This window comes from Streptosporangium nanhuense (genome assembly GCF_059358815.1).
The window spans coordinates 901,326-923,598 of the sequence record NZ_JCADBG010000001.1; the positions used below are offsets into that span (position 1 = coordinate 901,326).

Annotated in this window: 21 protein-coding genes; 10 read left to right on the top strand and 11 right to left on the bottom strand. The window is 72.7% G+C overall.

Annotation, left to right across the window (positions count from 1 at the left end):
- The first annotated feature begins 9 nt into the window (after positions 1 to 9).
- Positions 10 to 765: a hypothetical protein gene (locus tag AC5L38_RS03740; protein WP_495241316.1), complete on the top strand. Its 756-nt coding sequence runs from the start codon at positions 10 to 12 to the stop codon at positions 763 to 765.
- Between the two features lie 33 nt (positions 766 to 798).
- Here the strand turns inward: AC5L38_RS03740 and AC5L38_RS03745 are convergent, their stop codons facing one another.
- Together AC5L38_RS03745 and AC5L38_RS03750 are read right to left on the bottom strand one after the other, a co-directional pair.
- The gene (locus AC5L38_RS03745; protein ID WP_495241317.1) at positions 799 to 2,013 is read right to left on the bottom strand and encodes an ROK family protein; all 1,215 of its coding nucleotides are present in this window, start codon (positions 2,011 to 2,013) and stop codon (positions 799 to 801) included.
- A 232-nt stretch (positions 2,014 to 2,245) separates the two neighbouring features.
- The gene (locus tag AC5L38_RS03750; protein WP_495241318.1) at positions 2,246 to 3,697 is read right to left on the bottom strand and encodes an FG-GAP repeat protein; all 1,452 of its coding nucleotides are present in this window, start codon (positions 3,695 to 3,697) and stop codon (positions 2,246 to 2,248) included.
- 95 nt (positions 3,698 to 3,792) lie between these two features.
- Between AC5L38_RS03750 and AC5L38_RS03755 the strand changes: the two genes are divergently transcribed.
- On the top strand, positions 3,793 to 5,022 hold the full coding sequence (locus AC5L38_RS03755) for a cytochrome P450 (RefSeq protein WP_495241319.1): 1,230 nt from the start codon (positions 3,793 to 3,795) through the stop codon (positions 5,020 to 5,022).
- Between the two features lie 12 nt (positions 5,023 to 5,034).
- Here the strand turns inward: AC5L38_RS03755 and AC5L38_RS03760 are convergent, their stop codons facing one another.
- A complete protein-coding gene (locus AC5L38_RS03760; RefSeq protein WP_495241320.1) occupies positions 5,035 to 6,462 on the bottom strand; it encodes an MFS transporter in 1,428 nt (475 codons plus the stop codon).
- A 384-nt stretch (positions 6,463 to 6,846) separates the two neighbouring features.
- On the opposite strand from AC5L38_RS03760, the gene AC5L38_RS03765 reads away from it, so the two are divergent.
- The 5 genes from AC5L38_RS03765 to AC5L38_RS03785 all read left to right on the top strand — a co-directional run bounded on the left by AC5L38_RS03765 (position 6,847) and on the right by AC5L38_RS03785 (position 12,377).
- Positions 6,847 to 7,797, top strand: a complete 951-nt coding sequence (locus tag AC5L38_RS03765; RefSeq protein WP_495241321.1) for an STM4015 family protein — start codon at positions 6,847 to 6,849, stop codon at positions 7,795 to 7,797.
- Between the two features lie 38 nt (positions 7,798 to 7,835).
- Positions 7,836 to 9,062 carry an STM4014 family protein gene (locus AC5L38_RS03770; RefSeq protein WP_495241543.1) on the top strand — a complete coding sequence of 409 codons (1,227 nt, stop codon included), beginning with the start codon at positions 7,836 to 7,838 and terminating at the stop codon, positions 9,060 to 9,062.
- On the top strand, positions 9,059 to 9,865 hold the full coding sequence (locus AC5L38_RS03775; protein ID WP_495241544.1) for an STM4013/SEN3800 family hydrolase: 807 nt from the start codon (positions 9,059 to 9,061) through the stop codon (positions 9,863 to 9,865). Before AC5L38_RS03770 ends, AC5L38_RS03775 begins: the two co-directional genes overlap by 4 nt.
- Entirely contained in the window at positions 9,862 to 11,295 is a 1,434-nt protein-coding gene (locus AC5L38_RS03780; RefSeq protein ID WP_495241322.1) for an STM4012 family radical SAM protein, read from the top strand. The genes AC5L38_RS03775 and AC5L38_RS03780 overlap by 4 nt, the downstream gene beginning before the upstream one ends.
- 110 nt (positions 11,296 to 11,405) lie before the next feature.
- Entirely contained in the window at positions 11,406 to 12,377 is a 972-nt protein-coding gene (locus AC5L38_RS03785) for an STM4011 family radical SAM protein (RefSeq protein ID WP_495241545.1), read from the top strand.
- Here the strand turns inward: AC5L38_RS03785 and AC5L38_RS03790 are convergent.
- The 3 genes from AC5L38_RS03790 to AC5L38_RS03800 form a co-directional block, all read right to left on the bottom strand.
- Positions 12,261 to 13,211, bottom strand: a complete 951-nt coding sequence (locus AC5L38_RS03790; protein WP_495241323.1) for a class I SAM-dependent methyltransferase — start codon at positions 13,209 to 13,211, stop codon at positions 12,261 to 12,263. The genes AC5L38_RS03785 and AC5L38_RS03790 overlap by 117 nt on opposite strands.
- Positions 13,212 to 13,337: 126 nt before the next feature.
- Entirely contained in the window at positions 13,338 to 13,952 is a 615-nt protein-coding gene (locus tag AC5L38_RS03795) for a TetR/AcrR family transcriptional regulator (RefSeq protein ID WP_495241324.1), read from the bottom strand.
- Positions 13,953 to 14,024: 72 nt separating this feature from the next.
- Positions 14,025 to 14,681, bottom strand: a complete 657-nt coding sequence (locus tag AC5L38_RS03800) for a TetR/AcrR family transcriptional regulator (RefSeq protein WP_495241325.1) — start codon at positions 14,679 to 14,681, stop codon at positions 14,025 to 14,027.
- A gap of 94 nt (positions 14,682 to 14,775) precedes the next feature.
- Here AC5L38_RS03800 and AC5L38_RS03805 point away from each other — a divergent pair, with 94 nt between their 5' ends.
- Positions 14,776 to 15,147: a DoxX family protein gene (locus tag AC5L38_RS03805; RefSeq protein ID WP_495241326.1), complete on the top strand. Its 372-nt coding sequence runs from the start codon at positions 14,776 to 14,778 to the stop codon at positions 15,145 to 15,147.
- A 158-nt stretch (positions 15,148 to 15,305) separates the two neighbouring features.
- On the opposite strand, the gene AC5L38_RS03810 is transcribed toward AC5L38_RS03805, so the two are convergent.
- The 3 genes from AC5L38_RS03810 to AC5L38_RS03820 are packed head-to-tail and all read right to left on the bottom strand — an operon-like array spanning position 15,306 to position 18,102.
- A complete protein-coding gene (locus AC5L38_RS03810; protein WP_495241327.1) occupies positions 15,306 to 15,959 on the bottom strand; it encodes a biliverdin-producing heme oxygenase in 654 nt (217 codons plus the stop codon).
- A 60-nt stretch (positions 15,960 to 16,019) separates the two neighbouring features.
- Positions 16,020 to 17,369 carry an acyltransferase family protein gene (locus tag AC5L38_RS03815; RefSeq protein WP_495241328.1) on the bottom strand — a complete coding sequence of 450 codons (1,350 nt, stop codon included), beginning with the start codon at positions 17,367 to 17,369 and terminating at the stop codon, positions 16,020 to 16,022.
- The gene (locus tag AC5L38_RS03820; protein ID WP_495241329.1) at positions 17,362 to 18,102 is read right to left on the bottom strand and encodes an alpha/beta hydrolase; all 741 of its coding nucleotides are present in this window, start codon (positions 18,100 to 18,102) and stop codon (positions 17,362 to 17,364) included. The genes AC5L38_RS03815 and AC5L38_RS03820 overlap by 8 nt, the downstream gene beginning before the upstream one ends.
- 253 nt (positions 18,103 to 18,355) lie before the next feature.
- Here AC5L38_RS03820 and AC5L38_RS03825 point away from each other — a divergent pair, with 253 nt between their 5' ends.
- The gene (locus AC5L38_RS03825) at positions 18,356 to 18,883 is read left to right on the top strand and encodes a GNAT family N-acetyltransferase (protein ID WP_495241330.1); all 528 of its coding nucleotides are present in this window, start codon (positions 18,356 to 18,358) and stop codon (positions 18,881 to 18,883) included.
- A gap of 18 nt (positions 18,884 to 18,901) precedes the next feature.
- On the opposite strand, the gene AC5L38_RS03830 is transcribed toward AC5L38_RS03825, so the two are convergent.
- Positions 18,902 to 19,558, bottom strand: a complete 657-nt coding sequence (locus tag AC5L38_RS03830) for a response regulator (protein WP_495241331.1) — start codon at positions 19,556 to 19,558, stop codon at positions 18,902 to 18,904.
- A gap of 25 nt (positions 19,559 to 19,583) precedes the next feature.
- On the bottom strand, positions 19,584 to 20,897 hold the full coding sequence (locus AC5L38_RS03835; protein WP_495241332.1) for a sensor histidine kinase: 1,314 nt from the start codon (positions 20,895 to 20,897) through the stop codon (positions 19,584 to 19,586).
- Positions 20,898 to 21,334: 437 nt separating this feature from the next.
- Between AC5L38_RS03835 and AC5L38_RS03840 the strand changes: the two genes are divergently transcribed.
- A complete protein-coding gene (locus AC5L38_RS03840) occupies positions 21,335 to 22,180 on the top strand; it encodes a cellulose binding domain-containing protein (protein WP_495241333.1) in 846 nt (281 codons plus the stop codon).
- The last annotated feature ends 93 nt before the right edge of the window (positions 22,181 to 22,273 follow it).

Sequence of the window (22,273 nt, forward strand, 5' to 3'; positions counted from 1 at the left end):
GAGGCATGGATGTCGTTGTGGCAACTGATCACCGGCGGGGCCGTCCTCGTCGCGGTGGGGTCCTGGGCGGCGTACCTGATCACCGCACGCCGCCACCGGTCGGCCTGGGGGAGGAGGCACAGGCCGGGGAGCTGCTTCTACCTCGACGAGGACACCGCCATGGACCTCTACCTGCAGGAGGACAAGTATCCGGACCTGCAGCGCTCGGTCCAGGAGACGATCCGCCGCAACCTCGGCGGGAAGGTGAAGGGCGGCTTCTCTCAGGTGGGTACGGAGGTGACGGCCGCGAACCAGAGAGAGCAGCTCATCAAATCCATCAAGGACGAGGGGCCGATCACAGTCATCGGGCGCATCACCCGTGCGCTCGACGACGCGAACGACATCGTGTACGTCGACCTCTTCAACTGTACGCTCGCCCCCAGCGTCGGCCTGGACCACGCGCTGGAGCGGACCCACGGCAAGCGAGCCAAGCGGGTACGTGCGGCCCAGCTGCACGAACTCGACCCCTTCACCTTCGTCTCGGTCATGGGGCGGTTCAGGGTCACCGCCAGATCCGAGACGACGACCACGTTCTCGGCCCCCTACGGCGACCCCGCCGAGTTCTCCGACGACCTGCCGAGGGTGACCGTCACCTGCGAGACCGGCCGGCTGCGCCGCGACGTGCCCGACGACCCCTTCCCCGCGCGCTGCCTCGGCAAGATCAGGCACTGGGATCCCCGTACCGGCCAGCTGGTGATCTCCCCCGTCCTCACCATCTTCCAGTGACGACCCGTCGAGGGGCAGGCCGGGATCCGGGGATCAGATCCCGGCCCGGTTCCGGGGGCGCGGGGAGGCGCCGTTCGTCCTCGGGGCCGGGTTCGCCTGCAGGAGATCCTCGATCACGAGGGTGGCGGCGCCCAGCGCCACCGAGTCGACGCCGAGGCGGCCCAGCCCGATGGAGACCGTCTTGTACGGCTGCGCCAGGCAGTTGTCCGCGACGACCTTCCTGATCCTCGTCAGCAGGTGCTCGCCGAGCAGCACCCCGGCCCAGCCGCCGATGATGATCCGCTCGGGGTTGAACAGGTTGATCAGGTTGGCGAGCCCGACGCCGAGGTAGGTGACGGTCTCGTCGATGACCGGGGAGCCCCCGGCCACCAGCGCGGCCAGCTCGGCCTGCTCGTCGACGGTCTCGGTCCAGACCCCGGCACGTTCCAGGATGCCCCTGGCGCCCACGTACGCCTCCAGGCAGCCCGCCCCGCCGCAGCGGCACCGGTGCCCGCCGACCATGATCTTCGTGTGGCCCCACTCGCCGGCGCTGCTGTTGGCCCCCAGGTAGGTGGCCCCGTCGGTGATGATGCTCGCGCCGACCCCCGAGCCGATCAGCACCACCACCGCGTGCCTGGCCCTGCGCCCGACGCCGAACCACAGCTCGGCCTGCCCCATCGACTTGGCGCCGTTGTCCACGAAGAGCGGCAGGTCGGTGCCCGCCCGCAGCAGCCTGCCGAGCGGGACCGCGTCCCACCCGAAGGTCGGGGCGTGGATCAGGGCGTCGGGCCCCGTTTCGACGACCCCCGGGACGCCCACCCCCACGCCGAGCACCCGGTCCCTGGGCACGCCGCTCTCGCCGAGGACCACGTCGATGCCCGCGAGGATGTGGCGGACGACCTGGTCGACGTCGTGCCCGGTGGGGCGCAGCGCGTACTCGGCCCTGGCCTGCCGGTTCATGTCCAGGTCGAAGAGCTCGACGCGCACGTGCGTCTCGCCGACGTCGACGCCGACGGCGTAGCCGTGGGTGGTGTTGACCCGCAGCAGCACCCGGGGCCTGCCTCCGTCGGAGTCCGCCAGACCGGCCTCGACGATGATCCCGCTCGTGAGCAGGTCTCCCGTCACGTTGCTCACGGTGGCGGCGCTGAGCCCGATGGTCTCGCTGAGCTCCTGGCGGCTGGCGGGCCCCCCGAAGTAGAGGGCGCGCAGCACGATCGCCCGATTGCCCCGGCGCAGATCGCGAACGGTCCTCTGCTGTACGTCGAACATGCCCAACATCTTAGGTAGCGGCGTGAATTAAGTGGCCGTCATTTCCCGCCGCAGGTGGAGGCTTATGTCGATCAAGCTGGTCCGGGCCTTTTCCCGCGCACCTCCGCCGACCGTCACGGTCGGCGGCCGTCCGGGGCGGACCGCCGAGCCGCCCGGGCAAGGTAGTCCTGGGCATCCGGGGCACCTCGCTCCCGGCTCTTTGGCCATCGCGGTCCTTCGCCGTTACCAGCCTCTACCGCGTGGAGGACGGGCCCGCGAAGGTGTAGCCGAACAGGGTGTCGCCGGGAGCGCTGCCCAGGGTCCTCGCCGTCGACGGGCGGATGCCCGGGTAGGAGCCCTTCCGCACGCTCCCGCGCAGCAGGGTGAGCCTGCCGTCGCCCGGGGCGGCGACGACCAGGCCGCGGCCCGAGACCGCGGCCAGGGCGCCGCCGAAGTCGCCGCCCTTCCCGGTGACCAGCAGGTTGTGGTTCCTGGTGAGGCCGCCGGAGCGGGTTCCCGCGAGCACCTGGACGGCGTTCTCGCCCGGTACCCCGATCGCCAGCTCGTCGTCGCCGTCGCCGTTGAGGTCCCCGGCCGCGAGGGCGGCGCCGAAGCGGTCGAAGTAGCGCGGCTCCCCCTTCAGGGAGCGCTGCGACCAGGCCTCGGAGGTCGCCGTACGCAGCCCGGAGCGGGAGCCGTAGACGACGTGCACGGTGCCGTCGCCGTAGTCCATCGCCCGCTGGTTGGCGCTCAGCCCCTCGCCCGGTACGCCGATCGCCAGGTCGTCGCGGCCGTCGGCGTCGAAGTCACCACTGGCCAGGGCGTTGCCGAAGAAGTCCCAGACCTCGGCGACGCCGGTGATCCAGGGGCTGTCCTGGGTGAGCATGGTCGCCCTGCGCCGCCGGACGTCGAGGACGGTGACCGAGCCCTGGCCGTTCCTCAGCACCGTGTCCGCGGGCGCGCCCACCGCGATCTCGGCCCGGCCGTTCCCGTCGAAGTCCCCGGTGGCGAGCACCGCGCCGAACTGGTCGGTCTCCCGCTCGCGCTGCCCCACCCAGCCGGTCTCCTGCGTGATCATGTACGGCTCGCGCCCCTTGAGCCCGTACACCCCGACCGCGCCGCCGCCCAGCCCGGGGGCGCCGATCACGAGCTCGTCGTCCCCGTCGCCGTCCAGGTCCCCCGCGGCGAGCGCGGCGCCGAACCTGCCGGGACCGCGCTCGCGGCCCAGGTCCCCGGCGTCGATCACCTTGCCGGGCCGCAGGCCGCCGGGCGAGCCGTGGAACAGCTGCACGGCGCCGTCGCCGTCCTCTCCCGGCCGGGAGCGGTCCTCCTCGGAGACGCCCACGGCCAGGTCGGCGCAGCGGTCGCCGTCGAAGTCGCCGGTCGCCAGCGCCGAACCGAACGAGTCGCCGGTCTCGGCCTCGCCGGGCACCCCGGGGTCGTCCTGGGTCAGCTCCCTCGCGGTGCGCATGCCGTACAGCACGGTGACCGACCCCGCGCGGGCGTGGCCGCCGGAGCGGGCGTAGGGCGCGGCGACCGCGAGATCGGCCCGCCCGTCGCCGTCGAAGTCGGAGGGCACGTCGGAGCAGGCGGCCGGGGAGGCTGAGACGGCGGAGACGGCGGAGACGGCGGAGGCGGGGGAGGCGGGGGAGGCGGGGACCAGCAGGGAGGCGAGGACTGCGGAAGTGAGGAGCGCGGCTCTCATACCCGCGATGGTTTCCGGTGATTCGGACACGCGGCCCACCGGGACATGAAATCCACGTGGCCGGTACGCGTAGAGAGCATGCCAGGATTGACGCCATGGAAATCGACCTGGCCGACCTGGGGTTCTGGCGGCGGCCGCTCAAGGAGCGGCATGAGGCGTTCGCGCGGCTTCGGGATCTCGACAAGCCGGTGTTCTTCGAGGAGAAGCGGGTCCCGCTGCTCCGCTCGGGCAAGGGTTTCTACGCGCTGGTCCGGCACGCCGACGTGGTGGAGGCCAGCCGCAACGCCAAGGTGTTCTCCAGCGAGCCCGGCGTGACCAGCCCCGAGCCGCCCGGCTGGGTCAAGCACGTGTTCGGCGAGTCCATGGTCAACATGGACGACCCCCGGCACGCCCGGCTCCGCCGCATCGTCTCCCGCGCGTTCAGCCCGAAGATGCTGGGCGGCCTGCAGGGCGACATCGACGCCGCGTGCGCGCGGATCGTCGACGACGTGACGGCCTCGGGGCCCGGCGACTTCGTCGGCCAGGTGGCCGCCAAGCTGCCCATCCACGTCATCTGCGACATGATGGGCGTCCCCGACGACGTGCGGGCCAAGGTCCACCAGCACGTCGACATCTCCACCGCCTACTCCGGCGTACGGCCCAGCCTGGCGCACACCGTCAGGATGGCCGCCCAGAACACGCTCGCGCTGCTCGCCCTGCAGCGTCTGGTGATCAACCTGGGCAAGGAGCGCGCGCAGGCGCCGCGCAACGATCTCGTCTCGGCGCTCGTCACCGCCAACGTCGACGGCGAGAGGCTGACCGACCGCGAGCTGGGGTCGTTCTTCACGCTGCTGCTCGTGGCGGGCAACGAGACGGCCCGCAACACCATGGCGCACGGCATCAAGCTGCTGACCGACAACCCCGACCAGCGGCGCCTGCTCGCCGGCGACTTCGACGCCCACATCGGCGGCGCGATCGAGGAGATGGTCCGTTACGTCTCGCCCATCATGCAGTTCCGCCGCACCGTCACCGAGGACTACGACCTGCGCGGCCTGCACCTGAAGGCGGGCGACAAGGTCGTGCTCTTCTACGGTTCGGCCAACCGCGACGAGACGGTCTTCCCCGACGCCGACCGGTTCGACATCACCCGCGACACCAAGCCCCACGTGGGCTTCGGCGGTCCCGGGCCGCACTTCTGCCTGGGCGCGAACCTGGCCAGGCAGGAGATCAAGGCGATGTTCCGCGCGCTGTTCACCCGGCTGCCGGAGATCCGCTCGGTCGGCGAGCCGGAGCTGCTGGTGTCCAACTTCGACAACAGCGTCCGCAGCCAGGCGTTCACCTTCTGACGGTCCCGACGGTCATTTGCCCGGCTGGGGGGCCGTCACCGGGCAGCCCACCTTCGGCTCCGACGGGATCAGGACGTTCTCCCGGATGGTGACGAAGGTGAGCAGCGCCGCGGCGCCCAGCATCGCCGCGCTGATCAGCATCGTCGTGTGGAACCCGGCGGTGAAGATCTCGGGGGAGTCGAAGGCGTCGCCGGTCAGCCCGGCCAGCGGGGGGATCGCGGCCACCGCGAGCAGCCCGCCGGTCCTGGCGACGGCGTTGTTGACGCCGCTGGCCACCCCGGCGTGACGCTCGGCGGCGGTGGCCAGCACCGTCGCGGTGAGCGGCGCGACCGCCGCCGACAGGCCCAGCCCGAACAGGGTCGTGGGAAGCAGCACGTCCACCACGTACGACGAGCCGGGGCCGATCCGCGACATCAGCAGCAGGGCCCCGGCGCAGACCAGGATGCCGCCCGTCATCGGCAGCCGGGGCCCGAAGCGCCTGGCCAGCTCGCCCGCGCGCGACGACAGCAGCAGCATCAGGACCGTCACCGGGATCATCGAGGTCCCGGCCACCAGCGGGGAGAAGCCCGCCGACACCTGCAGCTGGACGACCAGGAGGAAGAACACCACGCCCATCGCGGCGTACATGACGAAGGTGACGACGTTGACCGCGGTGAACACCCGCGACGAGAAGACCTCGACCGGTATGAGCGCATTGGGCGAGCGCCTGATCTCCAGCCAGACGAACGCGGCGCCCAGCAGCACGCCCACCGTGATCGGGACGACCTGCAGGTCGATCAGGCCGTAGGTGATCCCGGCCAGCGCCAGCGCCGCCAGCACCGCGCCCAGGACGTCGAACCGGCCGCCCGCCGAGGCGTTCCTGCTCTCCGGGACGTGCCGTACGGCGACCGCCACGACGAGCGCCGCGAGCGGCAGGTTGATCAGGAACACCCAGCGCCATCCGGCCGTCTCCACCAGCCACCCGCCGAGCAGCGGGCCGATGGCCGCGGCCACCCCGCCCAGGCCCGACCACGCCCCGATCGCCCTGGGCCGGTCCTCGCTGTCGAAGGAGGCCTGGATAATGGCCAGGGATCCGGGGGTGAGCAGCGCGCCGCCGACGCCCTGCAGGGCGCGGGCCGCGATCAGCGTCTCCACGTTGGGAGCCAGGCCGCACAGGGCCGACGCGAGGGCGAACCAGACGACGCCGATCAGGAAGATCCTGCGCCTGCCGTACCGGTCGCCGAGCGATCCGCCGAGCAGGATCAGGCCCGCCAGGGTGAGGGTGTAGGCGTTGACCGTCCACTGCAGCCCCGCCATGTCGGCGCCGAGGTCGGCACCGAGCGCGGGCAGGGCCACGTTGACGACCGTGCCGTCCAGCATGGCCATGCCGGAGCCGAGCACGGTGGTCAGGAGAACCCAGCGGCCCGTCGTGGAGGTGAAGCGGATGTGCCCGTTGTCCATGCCGTTCATCATCGCCGACCCCGGACACCCGTTCGACCGGCGTCCACGCTCGCGAAGGGGACGCCGAGTGCTCCCGAAAGGAGCCCGTGAGCGGTCTTGGAAGCGTTTTCGGGGACGGTCGCGGAAGGGGCCGCGCGAGCGGTCTTGAAAGTGCGGCCGGGGGCGGTCACGGAAGGACCCCGGGATCGCTCACGGAAGCGCTCACGGAAGCGCTCATGGGGACGATCATGGAAGAATCCCGCGAGCGCTTCCATAAGTGATCACGCGGGATCCGGGAAGCGCTCTGGGAAGGGCAGGGCAGCCGTCCAGGGAATACAGCCGGAAAGTGTCGCTTACCTCTGGTAGGACGTTCCTGTCGCAGCCGAGCATCACGGGGAGCATCCGATGGACCACACCGAGTTCAACGACGATGTCGACGGCCTCTACCGGGGAGACTACGCGGGCCTGCCCATCGTGAGCCTGCGTCCCCCCGGCGCCCCCCATCCCCCGGCCGGCGAGGCGGCGTGGCGTGTCTCGGTGCGCGTCTACAACGCCAAGGAGACCTTCGAGGAGCACTTCGCGCGCTTCGTCGAGACCGTCGACACCGCCGAGGTCAAGGCGCTCATCATCGGAGGCTGGGAGGACGCCTACGAGAAGGAGGCGTCGGCTCCCGTCCGGCTGCTGGCGGAGAGCGCGGAGCGCTTCCCCGCCCTGCGCTCGCTCTTCTTCGCCGCGATGCCGCAGGAGGAGTGCGAGATCTCCTGGATACAGCAGAGCGACGTCACGCCGCTGCTGGAGTCCTTCCCGCTGCTGGAGCGGCTGGAGGTCCGGGGCGGGACGGGCCTGGAGCTGCGGCCGGTCCGGCACGAGCACCTCAGGGTGCTGCGCTTCGAGGCAGGCGGGCTGCCCGCCTCCGTGGTCAGGGGCGTCGGCATGAGCGAGCTCCCCGCGCTCGAACACCTGGAGGCCTGGCTCGGCACGAGCGAGTACGGCGGCGAGACCACCGCGGCCGACCTGGAGAACATCCTGTCCGGCGAGCGGCTGCCCGCGCTCAGGCACCTGGGGCTGCAGAACAGCGAGATCCAGGACGAGGTCGCCGGTCTCGTCGCCACCGCGCCCGTCGTGGCCCGGCTGGAGTCGCTCGCCCAGTCGATGGGCGTGCTCACCGACGAGGGCGCCGAGGCCCTGCTGTCGGGGCAGCCCCTGACCCACCTCAAGCGCCTGGACCTGCACCACCACTACCTGACCGACGCCATGGTCGAGCGCGTCGAGGCGGCGCTCCCCGGCGTCGAGCTCGACGTGTCCGACCGGAAGGAGGCCGACGGCGAGTGGCGCTACGTCGCGGTCGCCGAGTGACCACGATCGCCGCCGGTGGCGGGCCGGGCGATCGGCGGGTGCCCGCGACTGCCGTCGGTGGCACCGACGGCGACCGTCGAGTCCCCCCGATCGCCGTCGTGGGCACGCCGGGAGACCGGCGGGTGACCATGTTCGCCGACGCCTGCGCCCGGCAGGGGCTGGACGAGCCCGCCGTCGTGCCGTGGACGTCCGTGCTGCGCGGCGAGGAGATCGGGATCGAGCCGGAGACGCTGGTACGGATCGACTCGCCCGGGGAGGACGCCGAGGCGGACGCGCTGCTGCGCGGCCCCGGCGAGCCGTCCAGGGTCGGTGGCGGCGCCCGCTGGCACGCCGGGTTCGTCGCCGGGGCGGCCCGGGTCGGCCGGGCCGTGGCCGCGACGCCGGGGGCCGTGCTGCTCGCCGACGTCGAGGACGTCTCGGTGATGTTCGACAAGCGGTCGTGCCATGCCAGGCTGTCGGCGGCCGGGGTGCCGGTGCCGCCGGCCCTCGCGGGGCCGGTCGGCGGCTACGCCGAGCTGCGCGAGCGGATGGGCGAGGCCCGCTGGGGCCGGGTGTTCGTCAAACCGGCCCACGGCTCGTCGGCCTCCGGGATCATCGCCCTGCACGCGTCGGGCCGCCGGGTCAGGGCGGTGACCTCGGCGGAGCTGGCCGCAGGCGAGCTGTACAACTCCCTGCGGCTCAGGTGTTACGAGGACGAGGCCGACCTGGCGGCGATCGTCGGCCTGCTGGCCCGGGACGGCCTCCACGTCGAGCGCTGGTTTCCCAAGGCGAGCGTCGGCGGGCGCGCGATCGACCTGAGGGTGGTCGTCGTGGACGGCACGCCCACCCACGCGGTCGTCCGCGCGAGCCGCGGGCCGATGACCAACCTCCACCTCGGTGGCGTACGGGGTGATCTGAGCGCGGTCATCGCCGGCCTGGGCACCCGGGGGTGGGAGCGGGCCCTGGAGATCTGCGCGCGGGCGGCGGCCCGCTTCCCCGGGAGCCTCGCCGTCGGGGTCGATCTGATGATCGGGGTCGACTGGCGGGAGTTCGCGGTGGCCGAGGTCAACGCGTTCGGAGACCTGCTCCCCCGGCTGGAGGGCCTGCCCGGTGGCGGGGCCGAGGGCCTCGGCACCTACGACGCCCAGGTCCGCGCGATCCTCGCCCGCCACGCCCCGGCGGGGCCGGGCATGGCAGGGCAAGGCCTGATACACCCCGACGATCATCGGCAAGCCCCGGTACGCCCCGGTGAGAGAGTGAAGGGGGAGGTCCGGTGCGCGACATGAACGAGGTGGTGGGCAGCCACGACCTGCTGCTGGTGACGCTCGACACCCTCCGCTACGACGTGGCGGAGGAGCTGATGGCGGCCGGGCGGCTGCCCACCCTGGCGCGGGCGCTGCCCGGCGGGCGCTGGGAGCGGCGGCACAGCCCGGGAAGCTTCACCTACGCCGCGCACGCCGCGTTCCTCGCCGGTTTCCTGCCGACGCCCGCCGCGCCGGGGCCGCACCGGCGCCCGTTCGCCGCCGCGTTCCCGGGGAGCGAGACCACGGCCCCGGGCACCTGGGTGTTCGACGCCGCCGACCTGCCCGCCGGGCTGGCGAAGGAGGGTTACCACACGGTCTGCGTCGGGGGAGTCGGGTTCTTCAACAAGCTGACCCCGCTCGGGTCCGCGCTGCCGGGGATGTTCGCCGAGAGCCACTGGGAGCCGGGGTTCGGGGTGACCGCCCCCGCCTCGTTCGAGGCGCAGATCGCCCGCGCGGAGCGGGCGGTGGCGGGAGCCGACCGGCCGGTCTTCCTGTTCGTCAACGTCTCGGCGCTGCACCAGCCCAACTGGTTCCACCTGCCCGGGGCCACCCGCGAGCACGGCGACAGCCGACGGAGCCAGGCCGCCGCGCTCGAATACGTCGACCGGCACATCGGCAGGCTGTTCGCGCTGATGAGCGACCGGCGGCCGGGATTCGCGATCGTCTGTTCCGATCACGGCACCGCTTACGGTGAAGACGGATATGTCGGGCACAGGATCGGTCACGAGGTCGTCTGGACCGTGCCCTACGGGGAGTTCACGATGGAGCGGGGGCAGTGGCGATGAGCGCGGGTTCCGGCCGGACGCCGCGGGCGGCGGATGTGGGGCGCCCCGCGCTCCCCCTCGCCGACGCCCCGGCCGAGGAGAGCCCGTACCAGGGCTACGTCTACGCGTACCCCCACAAGACGGCCTACCGGCCGCTGGACCCGCGGCCGTCGCTGGCGGAGGTGTGGGCGGGGGAGCCCGTCGAACGCCTCTTCCTCTACCTGCACATCCCGTTCTGCGAGATGCGCTGCGGATTCTGCAACCTGTTCACCAGGACCGGTGCCCCAGAGGAGCTCGTCGCGGCCTACCTCGACGCGCTGGAACGCCAGGCGGGCGCCGTACGGGAGGCGCTGGGCGATCCCCGCTTCGCGGCGGCGGCCGTCGGCGGCGGCACGCCGACCTACCTGAGCGCCGCCGAGCTCACCCGGATGTTCGACCTCACCGAGCGGATCACGGGCGCCGACCTGCGGGCCGTCCCGATGTCGGTGGAGACCTCCCCGGCGACCGCGACGGCCGACCGGCTCGCCGTCCTCGCCGAGCGGGGCGCGACCCGCGTCTCGATCGGCGTGCAGAGCTTCGTCGACGCCGAGGCCCGCGCGGCGGTCAGGCCGCAGCGGCGGCGGGAGGTCGAGACGGCGCTCGGCCGGATCCGCGAGGCGGGGTTCGAGGCGCTCAACATCGACCTGATCTACGGCATCGACGGGCAGACGGAGGCGTCCTGGCGTCACTCGCTGGACGCCGCGCTCGCCTGGAAGCCCGAGGAGATCTACCTCTACCCCCTGTACGTCCGCCCGCTCACCGGCCTCGGGCGCCGCGCCCGCGACTGGGACGACCACCGCCTCACCCTCTACCGCCAGGGCCGCGACCACCTGCTCGCCGCCGGGTACGAGCAGGTCTCGATGCGGATGTTCCGGCTTCCCGGCCGCGCGAGCCCGGCCGAGTACACCTGCCAGAGCGACGGCATGGTCGGCCTCGGCTGCGGCGCCCGCTCCTACACCTCCGGCCTGCACTACTCCTACGAGTACGCGGTCGCCGCCGGCCAGGTGCGCGCGATCATCGACGACTACGTGCGCCTGGCCCCCGGGGAGTTCGCGGTCGCCAACGTGGGGTTCCGGCTGGACGACGACGACCGGCGCCGCCGCCATCTCATCCAGTCGCTGCTCCAGGCCGACGGCCTCGATACCGAGGCCTACCGCGCCCGCTTCGGGGCCGGTCCCGAGGCCCACTTCGGCGCGGAGCTGGAGCGCCTGGCCGCGCGGGGCCTGCTGGAGCGCGACGCCCCGCCGCCGCCCAGGGGTGGAAGCGGCGAGGGTGGAAGCGGCGAGGGCGGGAGCGGCGGGCCCGGACGGCTCCGGCTCACCGCCGAGGGCCTGGCCCGCTCCGACGCGATCGGCCCCGCGCTGTTCTCCGGCGGGGTCCGTGCGCTGATGGCCCGTTACGAGGACCGGTGACGGCGTCGCGGGGCGGGCCGGGCGGCCTCCGGGAGGCGGGCGAATCGGGCGCGCGTCAGGAGGACCCCGGGGCGGCACCCGCCGGTGGCCGTGATCGCGGCCACCTCACGATCCTCTACCGGGGGCCGCTGGCGAGCTGCGACTACGACTGCCCCTACTGCCCGTTCGCCAAGCGGCGCGACGACCGAGAGCAGCTGGCGAGGGACCGGGCGGCGCTGGAGCGGTTCACCGCGTGGGTGGCCGGGCGCGACCATCCGGTCTCGGTGCTGTTCACCCCCTGGGGCGAGGGCCTCGTCCGGTCCTGGTACCGCCGGGCGATGGTCGAGCTGAGCCACCTGCCCCACGTGCGCCGGGTCGCCATCCAGACCAACCTCAGCTGCCGCCCCGGCTGGCTGGCCGAGGCCGACCTGGACACGCTCGCCCTCTGGGTGACCTACCACCCCGGCCAGGTCCCCTACGACCGCTTCCTCGGCCGTTGCCGTGACCTCGTCGCGCGCGGGGTCCGCTTCAGCGTCGGCGTCGTCGGCCTGCCCGGCCACCTCGGCCAGGCCCGCCGCCTCCGGGCCGACCTGCCGGAGGAGGTGTACCTCTGGGTGAACGCCGCGGAGGGCGTTCTCTACACCGACGACGAGGCGGACGCCTGGACGGCGATCGACCCGCTGTTCCACCACAGCCGGACGCCGCACCGCAGCGCGGGCCTGCCCTGCCGTACGGGGAACAGCGTGGTCTCCGTCGACGGCGACGGCACCGTGCGGCGCTGCCACTTCGTCCCGGCCGTGCTCGGCAACCTCTACGACGGCACGTTCGGCCCCAGGGCCACGGCGTGTCCGGCGGCGATGTGCGACTGCCACATCGGCTACGTGCACCTGGAGACGACCGGCCTCTACGACGTCTTCGCCGGGGGGATCCTGGAACGGATCCCCGCCGCCCTCCCCGGCCCGGACGGACCCCGGGCCGTCATCGGGTCAGGCGCGTGCGCGCCGGGTGATCCTGCGGGTCCACCGCACGGCGCGCCGCACCACGGGACCGGCCAGGCTGATCTCCGAGGTGGCCTTTCTCAGGGCCTGGGTCGCCGCCCGTGACTCCGCCGTCGCCTTCTTCAGATCCGCCGCGGTGCGCCGGAGGTCCTCGCCGAGCTTCCTCAACGTGGCGGCGTCGCCCGCGGGAGGCGCGGGCTTCTTGACCTGGTTGACCCGGACGAGCTCCCAGCCGTCGAACGCGTCCGTGGTGTGCCACAGGTCCTCGCGTGACTCCAGCCAGCGCAGCAGCCGCTCCCGGATCGGGGCCGCGTCCCCCCAGGTCGCGTAGAGCTTCTGCGTGCTGACGCATATCGGCGCGAGGCCCAGCTTCGACACCGCCTCCCAGACGGCCATCGCCACCCCGGGCGTGTGCACGCTCCGGTAGTCGTCGAAGACGACGATCCCGTCGGGGCGCAGGACCTTCCTGGCCGACAGGACGTCCTGCCGTACGTGGACGTACAGGTGCGAGGCGTCCACATGGACGAACCTGCACGATTCAGCCGCGACGTGGTCGAGAACGATCGAGGTCGGGCCGTGCACGATCCGCGGGAGCGCGTCGTGGAAGGTCAGGTAGTTCTCCTCGAACCTGTCCCGGGTGAGCGCGGAGTAGGACCGGCTCGTCTCGGCGTCGTTGGCGGCCTCGGGCGCCTCGGACTCGAAGAGGTCGCAGACCGTGAACACCTCGCCGGGACGCGCGTGCGCCCCGATCATGACCGCGCTCTTGCCGAGGTAGGTTCCCATCTCCAGCAGGTCGCCGGGGGAGTCCTCCGTGGCCTGCCCGGACAGGATCCATTCGAAGAGCCGCTGGTCGGTGCCCCAGAACCAGCCGGGGATCCGGTCGAGCGACTTCGGGGTGATCTCTACCTTCACCGCTGACACTGGCTTGACTGCTGACATGGGCGGACCGTAACAGCGGGGAACGGCGATCGGGCGGCTGTTGGCCCGATGGTCGCCCACGGTGCGCCCGCGCGACACCTGGCCGTCGGCCTCCGCTCACCCGGCGGCCCGCTTCCCCGGCCGGGCTCAGATCCCGTCCGGGACGCTCCGGGAGCCCAGGCCGCGGAGCACGAAGCCGGAGACGATCCTCTCGGCCTCCTCGGGCGTCACCTCGCCGCCGAGCAGCGGCACCCGCTCGGCGCCGATGACGGTGAGGATGATCCGGGCGGCGGCGGCCACGTCGGGGACCTGGAAGTCGCCCGACGACACGCCGCTGTCGATGATGCCCGTCAGGATGCGCTGCATCGGCTCGACGTGGTCGGCCAGGCGCTGGTAGGCGTCCGGGCCCAGCGCCGCCGACAGGTCGGCGGGGCCGGGGTGGGGGTGGGCGAGCAGCCCGTCGAGCTGGAGCCTGACGAAGACCCGCAGCCGCTCGGCGGGCGAGGCTCGGTCGGGCAGCTCCCGCTCGTAGCTGTCGATGAAGTAGTGCGTCACCCGCTCGGTGAAGGCGAGCAGCAGCGCGGCCTTGTCGGGGAAGTAGTTGTACAGGACGGTGCGGGTGATCTCGGCCTCGTTCGCCACGTCGGTCATGGAGATGGCGTCGATGCCCTGGTCCCGCGAGAGACGCGAGACGGCGCGCAGGATGCGATCCTGGGTCTGGACGCGGTGCTCGCCGATGGTCGCGGCCGAAATCCGGGGCATGGCCCCATGGTCGCACAGCCCCGGCACCCCGTCAGGTGGCCCGTGGCCGTGCGACCACGGGGCCGGCGGCGATCAGCGATGAAGGCGGGCCGTGAGCATCGCGTTGCGCATGTCCTCGGCGCTGGGGGGCGGGGGGAGCGGGGGAGCGACCCGGTCGGCGCGGCCGGTGCGGCACGCGTCGAGGATCAGGCCGACCAGCCGCCGCCACGCCTCAGGGGCGGCGCAGCGCGTGGAGCCGAGCACCCCGGCGTTCGCCATCATGATCAGCATCAGGTCCTGGCCGGTGAAGTCGGCGCGCAGCGTCCCGGAGCGACGGGCCCGCTCGATCACCCGGTCGACCGCCGCCAGCGCCCGTGCCCTCGGCGCCTCCAGCGCCGCCCCGGGGAAGCAGGAGGTGAGACCTTCGGTCACCCCCTGGTCGGCGGCCTGCATGCCGCAGATGTGCCCGACCAGCCCGGCGAACCCCTCCCAGGGGTCGTCGGCGAGTTCCGCGGCCTCGGCGGCCTCGACGAACTCGGCCATGCGGTCGGCCAGGATCGCCTCGATGAGCGCCTCGCGGTCGGGGAAGCGCCGGTAGAGCGTGGCGATGTTCACCTCGGCCCGGCGGGCGATCTCCTCCAGGGGCACGTCGAGGCCGCCCTCGCGGAACGCGATCCGCGCCGCCGCCACGATCCGCTCCCGGTTGAGCTCGGCGTCCTTGCGCAGTCCCCGCCCTTTGCACGCGTTCATGAGCCGATTCTACAAAGCGAAGGCCATCCTGCGTTTATGCTACGGTAGCCCCCCAAGCGAAGGGCTGCCTTCACTTATCCCCTCGGAGAACACCATGAACATCGCCCTCTGGGTCGTGCAGATCCTGCTCGCCTTGGCCTTCATCGGCGCCGGTTTCATCAAGGCCACCAAGTCCCGCGAGAGCCTGTCGGGCCAGATGCCCTGGGTGGAGGACTTCTCGGACGGCCAGGTCAAGATCATCGGGATCCTTGAGGTGCTGGCCGGGATCGGCCTCATCCTGCCCGCCGTCACCGGCATCCTGCCCATCCTCACCCCGATCGCCGCCGCGGGCCTGGTGGTCACGATGATCGGCGCCCTCGTCGTGCACCTCCGGCGCAAGGAGTACCCGGGGATCGTGGTCAACGTGGTGCTTCTCGTGCTCTCCGCCTTCGTGGCCTGGGGCCGCTTCGGTCCCTACTCCTTCTGAGGCCGCCGAGGGTCCCGGGGGACGGCGCCCTCCTGTCGCACCCCTCGCGCTCCGGCGTTCGGGGCGACCGAACGCGGAAACGCTCCGGCACGGGATCCCGTGCCGGAGCGTTTCCGCGTTTCGGTGAAAGAGTTCTCGAACGTGTCCGTGAGGCGGGGTCAGGCGGCGAACTCGGAGCGGGCCACCCGGCCGAGCTCACCCAGGACCTCGGTGTTGAGCAGGTACGCCAGCCTGGTCTCGCGGATCAGCCGCCCCTTCTCCGCCTCGTTCAGGGGGAGCGCGTCCAGCCGGGCCCGGTACTCGTTCTTGAAGCGGGGCAGGCTGCCGATCCCGTCGAAGAGGTAGAAGTCGACGCCGCCGCCCGGCTGGTAGCCGTAGATCTTCTGCAGCTCCATCCGGATGAACTGCCCGCCGGACAGGTCGCCCATGTAGCGGGTGTAGTGGTGGGCGATGTAGCCGCCCGGCCAGGTGGCCACCTGGTTGATGCGGGCCACCAGGGTCAGGGTCGGCTTGGAGGGCTCGATCCTGGATTTCCAGCCGGACCCGTAGATCGTCTCCAGGTCGCGGACCAGCGCCTCCTCCCGATAGAGCTCGGGGATGACGAACGGCGCGGCGACGGGGTCGGAGGCCAGCGAGCGGGAGGCGCTCTCCAGGGCCACGTAGGCGAAGTAGTGCTGGGCGACCATCTCGCCGTAGGCCTCGGTGCTGAGGCTGCCCGCCATCAGCGCCTTGAGGTAGCTCTCGTCCTCGGCGGACTCGTGGTCACCCCAGGTGGCGTTCCTGAGGACTTCGGAGAAGGGCGATTCGCTCATGATCACTCCGCGACGAGGAAACCTTTTATGACGCAGTGTCACAAAAGCCGGGCCACCTCGTCAAGCCGATGACGACACCCTGTCATTTAATCGCCCGCGCATCGATCCCGGAAGGCACACGAGCGCGAGAACGGCCGCGAACACCGGGAACCAGGCCAGCCGGTGCAGCAGCCAGATCGGCTCGCCCGGCTCCGCGAGCAGACCGGGCACGTCACCGAGGCGCAGGGCGGCGACGGCGAGCACGGCCACCGCGCTCTGGTGCCACAGGAAGAGCGTCATCGCCGACAGATTGGCCGACGCGACCACCGCCCACAGCCGGGGACGCCGCATCAGCCGGGCCAGCGGCGCGCGTACGAGCAGCGCCAGTCCCACCTGGGCGAGCCCGAAGCAGACCACGGCCAGGCTGGGCGGGCTGAGGTTGGAGACCGGGTCCCCGGTCACGCCCACCATGCTCGCCGGATAGCCGAACCCGGCGACCAGCAGCGCCGCCCCGGCCGCCCCGCCGGCCAGCAGGCCCGCCGCCACCCGGCGCGAGCCGAGCAGCCCGCGCGCCCAGGCGATCCCCAGCGCGTACGGGACCAGCCAACCGGCCACAAGGTTCGCCCACCCCGTCCAGGCGGGGGCCCCGAGCCCGAACCTGGCCAGGTCCACCCCGAGCACGACCGCGAACGCCACGGCGGCCGTGACGACCGGGTGCGCGCGCAGGAGGAGAGGGGTGGCCGCGGTCAGGGCGGCGAAGACGGCCAGGAACCACAGCGGCCCGATCGCCGGGAGCGCCATCACCCTGATCGTTCCCGCGGGGGTCCCGCGCAGCGCCATCCCCACCGCGATCCCCGCCCAGACCAGGAGCAACGGCACCACCGGTCCCAGCAGCCTTCCCATCCTGGCCCGCACCCAGATTCCGGCCCGGTTCGCGCCGCCCCCGGTCTCCCGGCGGGGGAGACGCGAACCGGGCGCCGCCGCGAGGTCCGTACCGCGCGACAGGGTGAGAGGAACCGTGGAGCCCGCCTCGCGGGTTTCCGAGGGTTCGCGGGTCTCTGAGGGTTCGCGGGTTTCCGAGGGTTCGCGGGTCTCTGAGGGTTCGTGGATCTCTGAGAGTTCGCGGGTCTCTGAGGATTCGCGGGTTCGCGAGGCGCGCGTCGCCGCCGAGCGGAAGCCGCGCGCCGCCGCGTAGCCGCCGACGAGGAAGAACACCGCCAGCGTCTGGAACACCCATGACAGCGGCGTGAGGCCGGGCAGGTGGGCGAGCGGGCTGGACAGATGGACCGCCCCCGCCGCGCCCCGGTCCCACGCCGTCACCAGCCAGTGCCCCAGCACCACGCCCACGATCGCCAGCGCCCGCAGCGCGTCCACCCCGCGGTCCCTGCTCTCCGGCGTGGCCGCCTCGATCCCGGCCGCGAGGCTAGCCACGGGACACCTCGCCGCCACGGCCGAGCGCGATCAGGGTCAGGTTGCGCAGGGACTCGCCACCCGGTTCGAAGTAGTCGCTGTGCCCGGCGGAACCGGTGCCGAACAGGCGGGCCCCGAAGGCGGGGGCGGCGGGGTCGGGACCGAATCCGAGCGGCCCGATCCTGAGCTTGGGCACCTCGCGCATCCAGTCGCGGGCGCCGCTGCCCGCCCACAACCGGGTGCCGCCCAGCTCGGCGGCCGACGGGACGCCCAGCCCCGGGCTGCCGAGGACGGCCGTGTCGGCCACCCCGGAACCGGGCACCGCCCCGGCGCACACCACCGAGCCGTAGCTGTGGCACAGCAGGCTGACCCGTTTCCCCCCGAGCGTCCCGGTGACGTACCGCCGCAGGTCGGAGGCCCCCCTTTCCGCGGCTCCGCCGGTCAGCACACCGAGGCTGAGCGTCGCCGGGCTGTCGTAGCCGAGCCAGGCGACCACCGCCAGCCTCGCCCCCGGATCCAGCGCCCGAGCCTGGGCCAGCAGCGCCCGCGCCCCGCCCCCCGGCGTGCTGTACGGCTTGGCCCTGCCGCCGTCGAAGGTGGCGGCCGTGGTGTCGGAGCCGGGAACGACGACCGCGACGTGCTCCGCCGTGCCGAGGTCCCCGTAGACCCGCACCACCCGGTCGCCGGCGGGCGGCGGGACCGTCACGTAGGCGAGCGTCGCGGCGGCGACCACGGCGAGCGTACGAGGGATCATGCGAGTCTCCTGTCCGATCTGAGGAACCGGACAGAACGCTAGGAATCACGGCCCGTAACCCGCGTCACCCCGAGGCGGTCACCTTCCCCGTCCCTCCCGGGCGCGAGGAAGGCGACCCCGGGTGCCCCGCGCCGGTGCGGGCCGGCTCCCGCGCCGGTGCGGGTCGGCTCTCGCGCCGGTCCTGGGCCGGTCCCGCGCCGGCCTCGGGCCGAGGGCCGCCGCCCCGTACGGACCCGGCGATAAACTCCGCCGTATGGAGACGGAACGGCTGATCATGCGCAGATGGCGGGATGACGACCGGGAGCCGTTCGCCGACCTGAACGCCGACCCCGAGGTGATGGAGCACTTCCCGGCCCCGCTGACCAGGCCGCAGAGCGACACGATGGTCGACAAGATCGAGCGGTCCTTCGACGAGCAGGGCTACGGCCTCTGGGCGCTGGAGGTCAGGGAGACGGGCCGGTTCATCGGCTTCACCGGCCTGATGTGGCAGCGGTTCGACGCGCCCTTCACCCCCGCCCTGGAGGTCGGCTGGCGGCTGGCCAGGCACGCCTGGGGGCACGGGTACGCCGTAGAGGCGGCCGGACGGGCCGTCGCCGAGGGCTTCGCGGTGGCCGGGGTGGACGAGATCGTCTCCATGACGACCCGGCTCAACACGCGCTCGCGCGCGGTGATGGAACGGCTGGGCATGACCCGCGACCCGGCCGACGACTTCGACCACCCGGCGGTGCCCCGAGGCCACCCGGTGCGCTCCCACGTCCTGTACCGGCTCGGGCGACCGTAGCGGCGAGCGCCCCCGGGCTTACTCGCCCGGACGGACCAGCCCCGTCTCGTAGGCGTGGACGATCGCCTGGGCGCGGTCGCGCAGGTTCAGTTTCGCGAGGATCCGGCCCACGTGGGTCTTGACGGTCTGCTCCGACAGGACGAGCTCCTCGGCGATCTCCTGGTTGGACCTGCCGCGCGCGATGAGGGCGAGCACCTCGGTCTCCCGCTCGGTGATGTCGTCCAGCCGCCCGCGCGGGCGGCTCGGGCCGATGCGGGCGAACTCCGCGATCAGCCGCCTGGTCACCGAGGGGGCGAGCAGCGCCTCCCCGGCCGCCACCACCCGGACCGCCTCGGCGAGCTGCTGCGCCGAGGCGTCCTTGAGCAGGAACCCGCTCGCCCCGGCCCGCAGCGCCTCGTACACGTAGTCGTCGAGGTCGAACGTCGTCAGGATCAGGATCCTGGGCGCGGGGTCGGCGGACTTCACGATCTCCCGTGTCGCCGCGAGGCCGTTCATGACCGGCATGCGCACGTCCATCAGCACCACGTCGGGCCGCAGCTCGGCCACCCGCGCCACGGCCTCGGCGCCGTTGGCGGCCTCGCCGACGACCTCGATGTCGGGCTGCGAGCTCAGGAAGACGGTGAAACCGGTTCGTACCATGCCCTGGTCGTCGGCGATGAGCACCCGGATCGTCATCGAAGCTCCTTGAACGGGGAGGGGGTCATGCGTCCTCGGTGATCGGCAGTATGGCGGTGACCGCGAAGCCCGTCCCGGTCGGGCCGACCCAGAGTCTCCCGCCGAGCACCGACACCCGTTCGCGCATCCCGATCAGGCCGTGTCCCATGTGTCCCGGTTCCTCGGGGGAGCGTTGCCCGGCGCCGTTCGTCACCTGGACGTGCAGCTCGGCGCCGTACCGGGCGATCTTCAGCGAGACGGCCGAGCCGGGGGCGTGCCGCATGGCGTTGCTGAGCGACTCCTGGGCGATCCGGTAGGCGGACAGGCTCACCGCCGTGGGGAGCCCGGCCAGGTCGCCGACGAGTTTGAGCGTCACGTCGAGCCCGGCGGAGCGCGTGGTGTCGACGAGCTCCTCCAGGCGGCCGAGGCCCGGCTGTGGCGCGGTGTCGATGTGCCCGTCCCCCTCCCGCAGGACGCCCAGCACGCGGCGCATCTCGGTCATGGCCGCGAGGGAGAGCGCGCGGATCTCCCTCAGCCCCTCCTCCAGGCGCCGTGCGTCCCCGGCCGCCTGCAGCGGGACGGCCTCGGCCTGGATGGCGATCACCGACATGTGGTGGGCGACGACGTCGTGCAGCTCCCTGGCGATCCTGGCCCGCTCCTCCAGCGCGGCCTGGGCCGCGAGGGCCCGCTCGCTGCGCCGTTCCTCCTGGGCCAGCAGCCCGGCGGCGAGCCGCCTGGCGCGCACGTTGTAGCCGAACAGGACGGTCACCGAGACCGCGCCGGCGACGAGGGCCAGCGAGTTGGGATGGATCATCCAGGCGACGAGGAACGAGACGATCCACACGCCCACGGTGATGTGCCGCTCGCAGCGGACCGCGACCGCGTAGACCACGAGTACGTACGTGACCGAGGCGGCCGCGGTGTAGGGGACCTCGTGGAGGAACTGCCGCGAGACGACCGTCCCCAGGGGAACGAGCAGGAAGGCCGACCGCCAGGCGGCCAGCGGCCACCGGTCGCGCAGCGCGAGAGGCAGCGAGAAGGCCAGGGCCGCGAACATGAGCCCCTCCTGGTCGAGGAGGGAACGGGCCGCGGCCGCCTCGGTCTGGAGGTAGGACAGGCCGCCGCCGAACAGGACGAAGGTCAGCGCCAGGTCGCCCAGCAGGACCAGGTCGATCCTCTGGAACGGCAGCAGCCCCAGGGCGCGCGGCACGCGACGGACGAGACGGCGTGATCGGGGCCGAGCGGGGTCGGGCGTCCCGGTCACCAGCGCCTCGGTGAGCGGGCGGGCCAGCCGCACGGCGGTCTTCCACACCCGCTGGGCGCGCCGCAGGAGGAACCGCCGCGCGGGGCTGGGGATCACCTGGATCAGCGTAGGCGGCGCGGTCGTCACCCGCATCCCACCGTGGGGTGACCTTCGAAGGTCACCCCAGGGTGGGGCAGGAGACACGACCGGGGACGGAGCCCGTGCCCTCGGGGACTCGGGTCGTGCCCGGACCGGGCCGCCGTCCGCCACACACGCCGGGTCGCCTTCCGGGCGGGGTCGCGTAGGAGGGCGGGAGCTTCCGGGTGGAGTCGCGAAGGAGGGCGGGAGCCTTCGGCCGAGGTCGCGTAGGAGGGCGGGAGCGGCCGCGCCCTCGCTCTCCTTCGGGCGGTTCCCGTGCGCCCGTCGTCGTTGAACGTTTCATCGTCCGGCGCCGCCCACCAGGTCACCCGGTCCTGGTGGCGGCGCGATGTTGACCGGTTGCGTCCGGAGTGTGACTTTCCTTGAAAGGGCCGACCCTTGAAGGGGGCAGATCGATGCGGGTAACGACATGGCTGGCCGGCTGGACCGGCGGGGGAGTGACGGCCGCCGCTCTCGTCATCCTGGCGGCCGGAAGCGCCACGGCCGCACCGGCAGTGGCAGTGGCACCGGCACCGGCAGCGGCGGTGACACCGGCGCCGGCGTCCTCTCCGTCCCCCGCCCTCCCGTGCCGCACGGCACCGCAGACCCTGGCGCCCTCCAGCACCCCGCCGACCGCGCCGGGAACGCCCGTGGTCGTGGACGTCATGCTCACCCAGGTGCGCCTGAGCTGGGCCGCCTCCAGCGATCCGCACGGCATCGCCTGCTACTACGTGTACGAGAACAAGAACGGCACGGCCGTCCGGCTGGCCACCCTCCAGCCCGCGGTCACCGAGGCGACGATCTTCCTTCCGTTCCCCCCGCGTTACGTCGAGTCGGAGGTCCACCACCTGTACGTCGTGGCCGTCGACACGAAGGGCGACGTGAGCCCCCCGTCCGGGACGGTGCCCGTCACGATCTACAACGACCTCCCCCCGGTGCCCGGCAGTTGCGAGGTGGAGTACGCCTCCTGGCCGTGGAGCAACGGGATGAGCACGAACATCAGGATCTACAACACCGGCTCCGCGACCTTCACCGACTGGCAGCTCGCGTTCGCCTTCGCCGACCCGGGCCAGCGGGTGACCTCCGGCTGGTCGGCGACCTGGTCGCAGAACGCGAGCGCGGTGACGGCCGTGAACCAGCCCTGGAACAGGGACCTAGCTCCCGGGCAGTCGCTGCTCATCGGCTTCCAGGGCACCCACACGGGCGCCAACCCCCCTCCGGCGGCCTTCCGGGTCAACGGGATCACGTGTGCTCAGTCGTGAGGAAGGGGCTGTCCCGATGACACGCCCTCGCTGACCGGCCAGGTCCGGTCCGGCGGCGGAACCGGAGGGCCGGAACCGGGCGAGACACGCACC

What these genes read in the sequence shown, in the direction of transcription:
- AC5L38_RS03830 (WP_495241331.1), bottom strand. Translation starts at nt 19,558, where the DNA reads ATGACGATCCGGGTGCTCATCGCCGACGACCAGGGCATGGTACGAACC.
- AC5L38_RS03825 (WP_495241330.1), top strand. Translation starts at nt 18,356, where the DNA reads ATGGAGACGGAACGGCTGATCATGCGCAGATGGCGGGATGACGACCGG.
- AC5L38_RS03810 (WP_495241327.1), bottom strand. Translation starts at nt 15,959, where the DNA reads ATGAGCGAATCGCCCTTCTCCGAAGTCCTCAGGAACGCCACCTGGGGT.
- AC5L38_RS03775 (WP_495241544.1), top strand. Translation starts at nt 9,059, where the DNA reads ATGAACGAGGTGGTGGGCAGCCACGACCTGCTGCTGGTGACGCTCGAC.
- AC5L38_RS03750 (WP_495241318.1), bottom strand. Translation starts at nt 3,697, where the DNA reads ATGAGAGCCGCGCTCCTCACTTCCGCAGTCCTCGCCTCCCTGCTGGTC.
- AC5L38_RS03840 (WP_495241333.1), top strand. Translation starts at nt 21,335, where the DNA reads ATGCGGGTAACGACATGGCTGGCCGGCTGGACCGGCGGGGGAGTGACG.
- AC5L38_RS03740 (WP_495241316.1), top strand. Translation starts at nt 10, where the DNA reads ATGTCGTTGTGGCAACTGATCACCGGCGGGGCCGTCCTCGTCGCGGTG.
- AC5L38_RS03790 (WP_495241323.1), bottom strand. Translation starts at nt 13,211, where the DNA reads ATGTCAGCAGTCAAGCCAGTGTCAGCGGTGAAGGTAGAGATCACCCCG.
- AC5L38_RS03780 (WP_495241322.1), top strand. Translation starts at nt 9,862, where the DNA reads ATGAGCGCGGGTTCCGGCCGGACGCCGCGGGCGGCGGATGTGGGGCGC.
- AC5L38_RS03760 (WP_495241320.1), bottom strand. Translation starts at nt 6,462, where the DNA reads ATGGACAACGGGCACATCCGCTTCACCTCCACGACGGGCCGCTGGGTT.
- AC5L38_RS03795 (WP_495241324.1), bottom strand. Translation starts at nt 13,952, where the DNA reads ATGCCCCGGATTTCGGCCGCGACCATCGGCGAGCACCGCGTCCAGACC.
- AC5L38_RS03820 (WP_495241329.1), bottom strand. Translation starts at nt 18,102, where the DNA reads ATGATCCCTCGTACGCTCGCCGTGGTCGCCGCCGCGACGCTCGCCTAC.
- AC5L38_RS03745 (WP_495241317.1), bottom strand. Translation starts at nt 2,013, where the DNA reads ATGTTCGACGTACAGCAGAGGACCGTTCGCGATCTGCGCCGGGGCAAT.
- AC5L38_RS03765 (WP_495241321.1), top strand. Translation starts at nt 6,847, where the DNA reads ATGGACCACACCGAGTTCAACGACGATGTCGACGGCCTCTACCGGGGA.
- AC5L38_RS03805 (WP_495241326.1), top strand. Translation starts at nt 14,776, where the DNA reads ATGAACATCGCCCTCTGGGTCGTGCAGATCCTGCTCGCCTTGGCCTTC.
- AC5L38_RS03755 (WP_495241319.1), top strand. Translation starts at nt 3,793, where the DNA reads ATGGAAATCGACCTGGCCGACCTGGGGTTCTGGCGGCGGCCGCTCAAG.
- AC5L38_RS03800 (WP_495241325.1), bottom strand. Translation starts at nt 14,681, where the DNA reads ATGAACGCGTGCAAAGGGCGGGGACTGCGCAAGGACGCCGAGCTCAAC.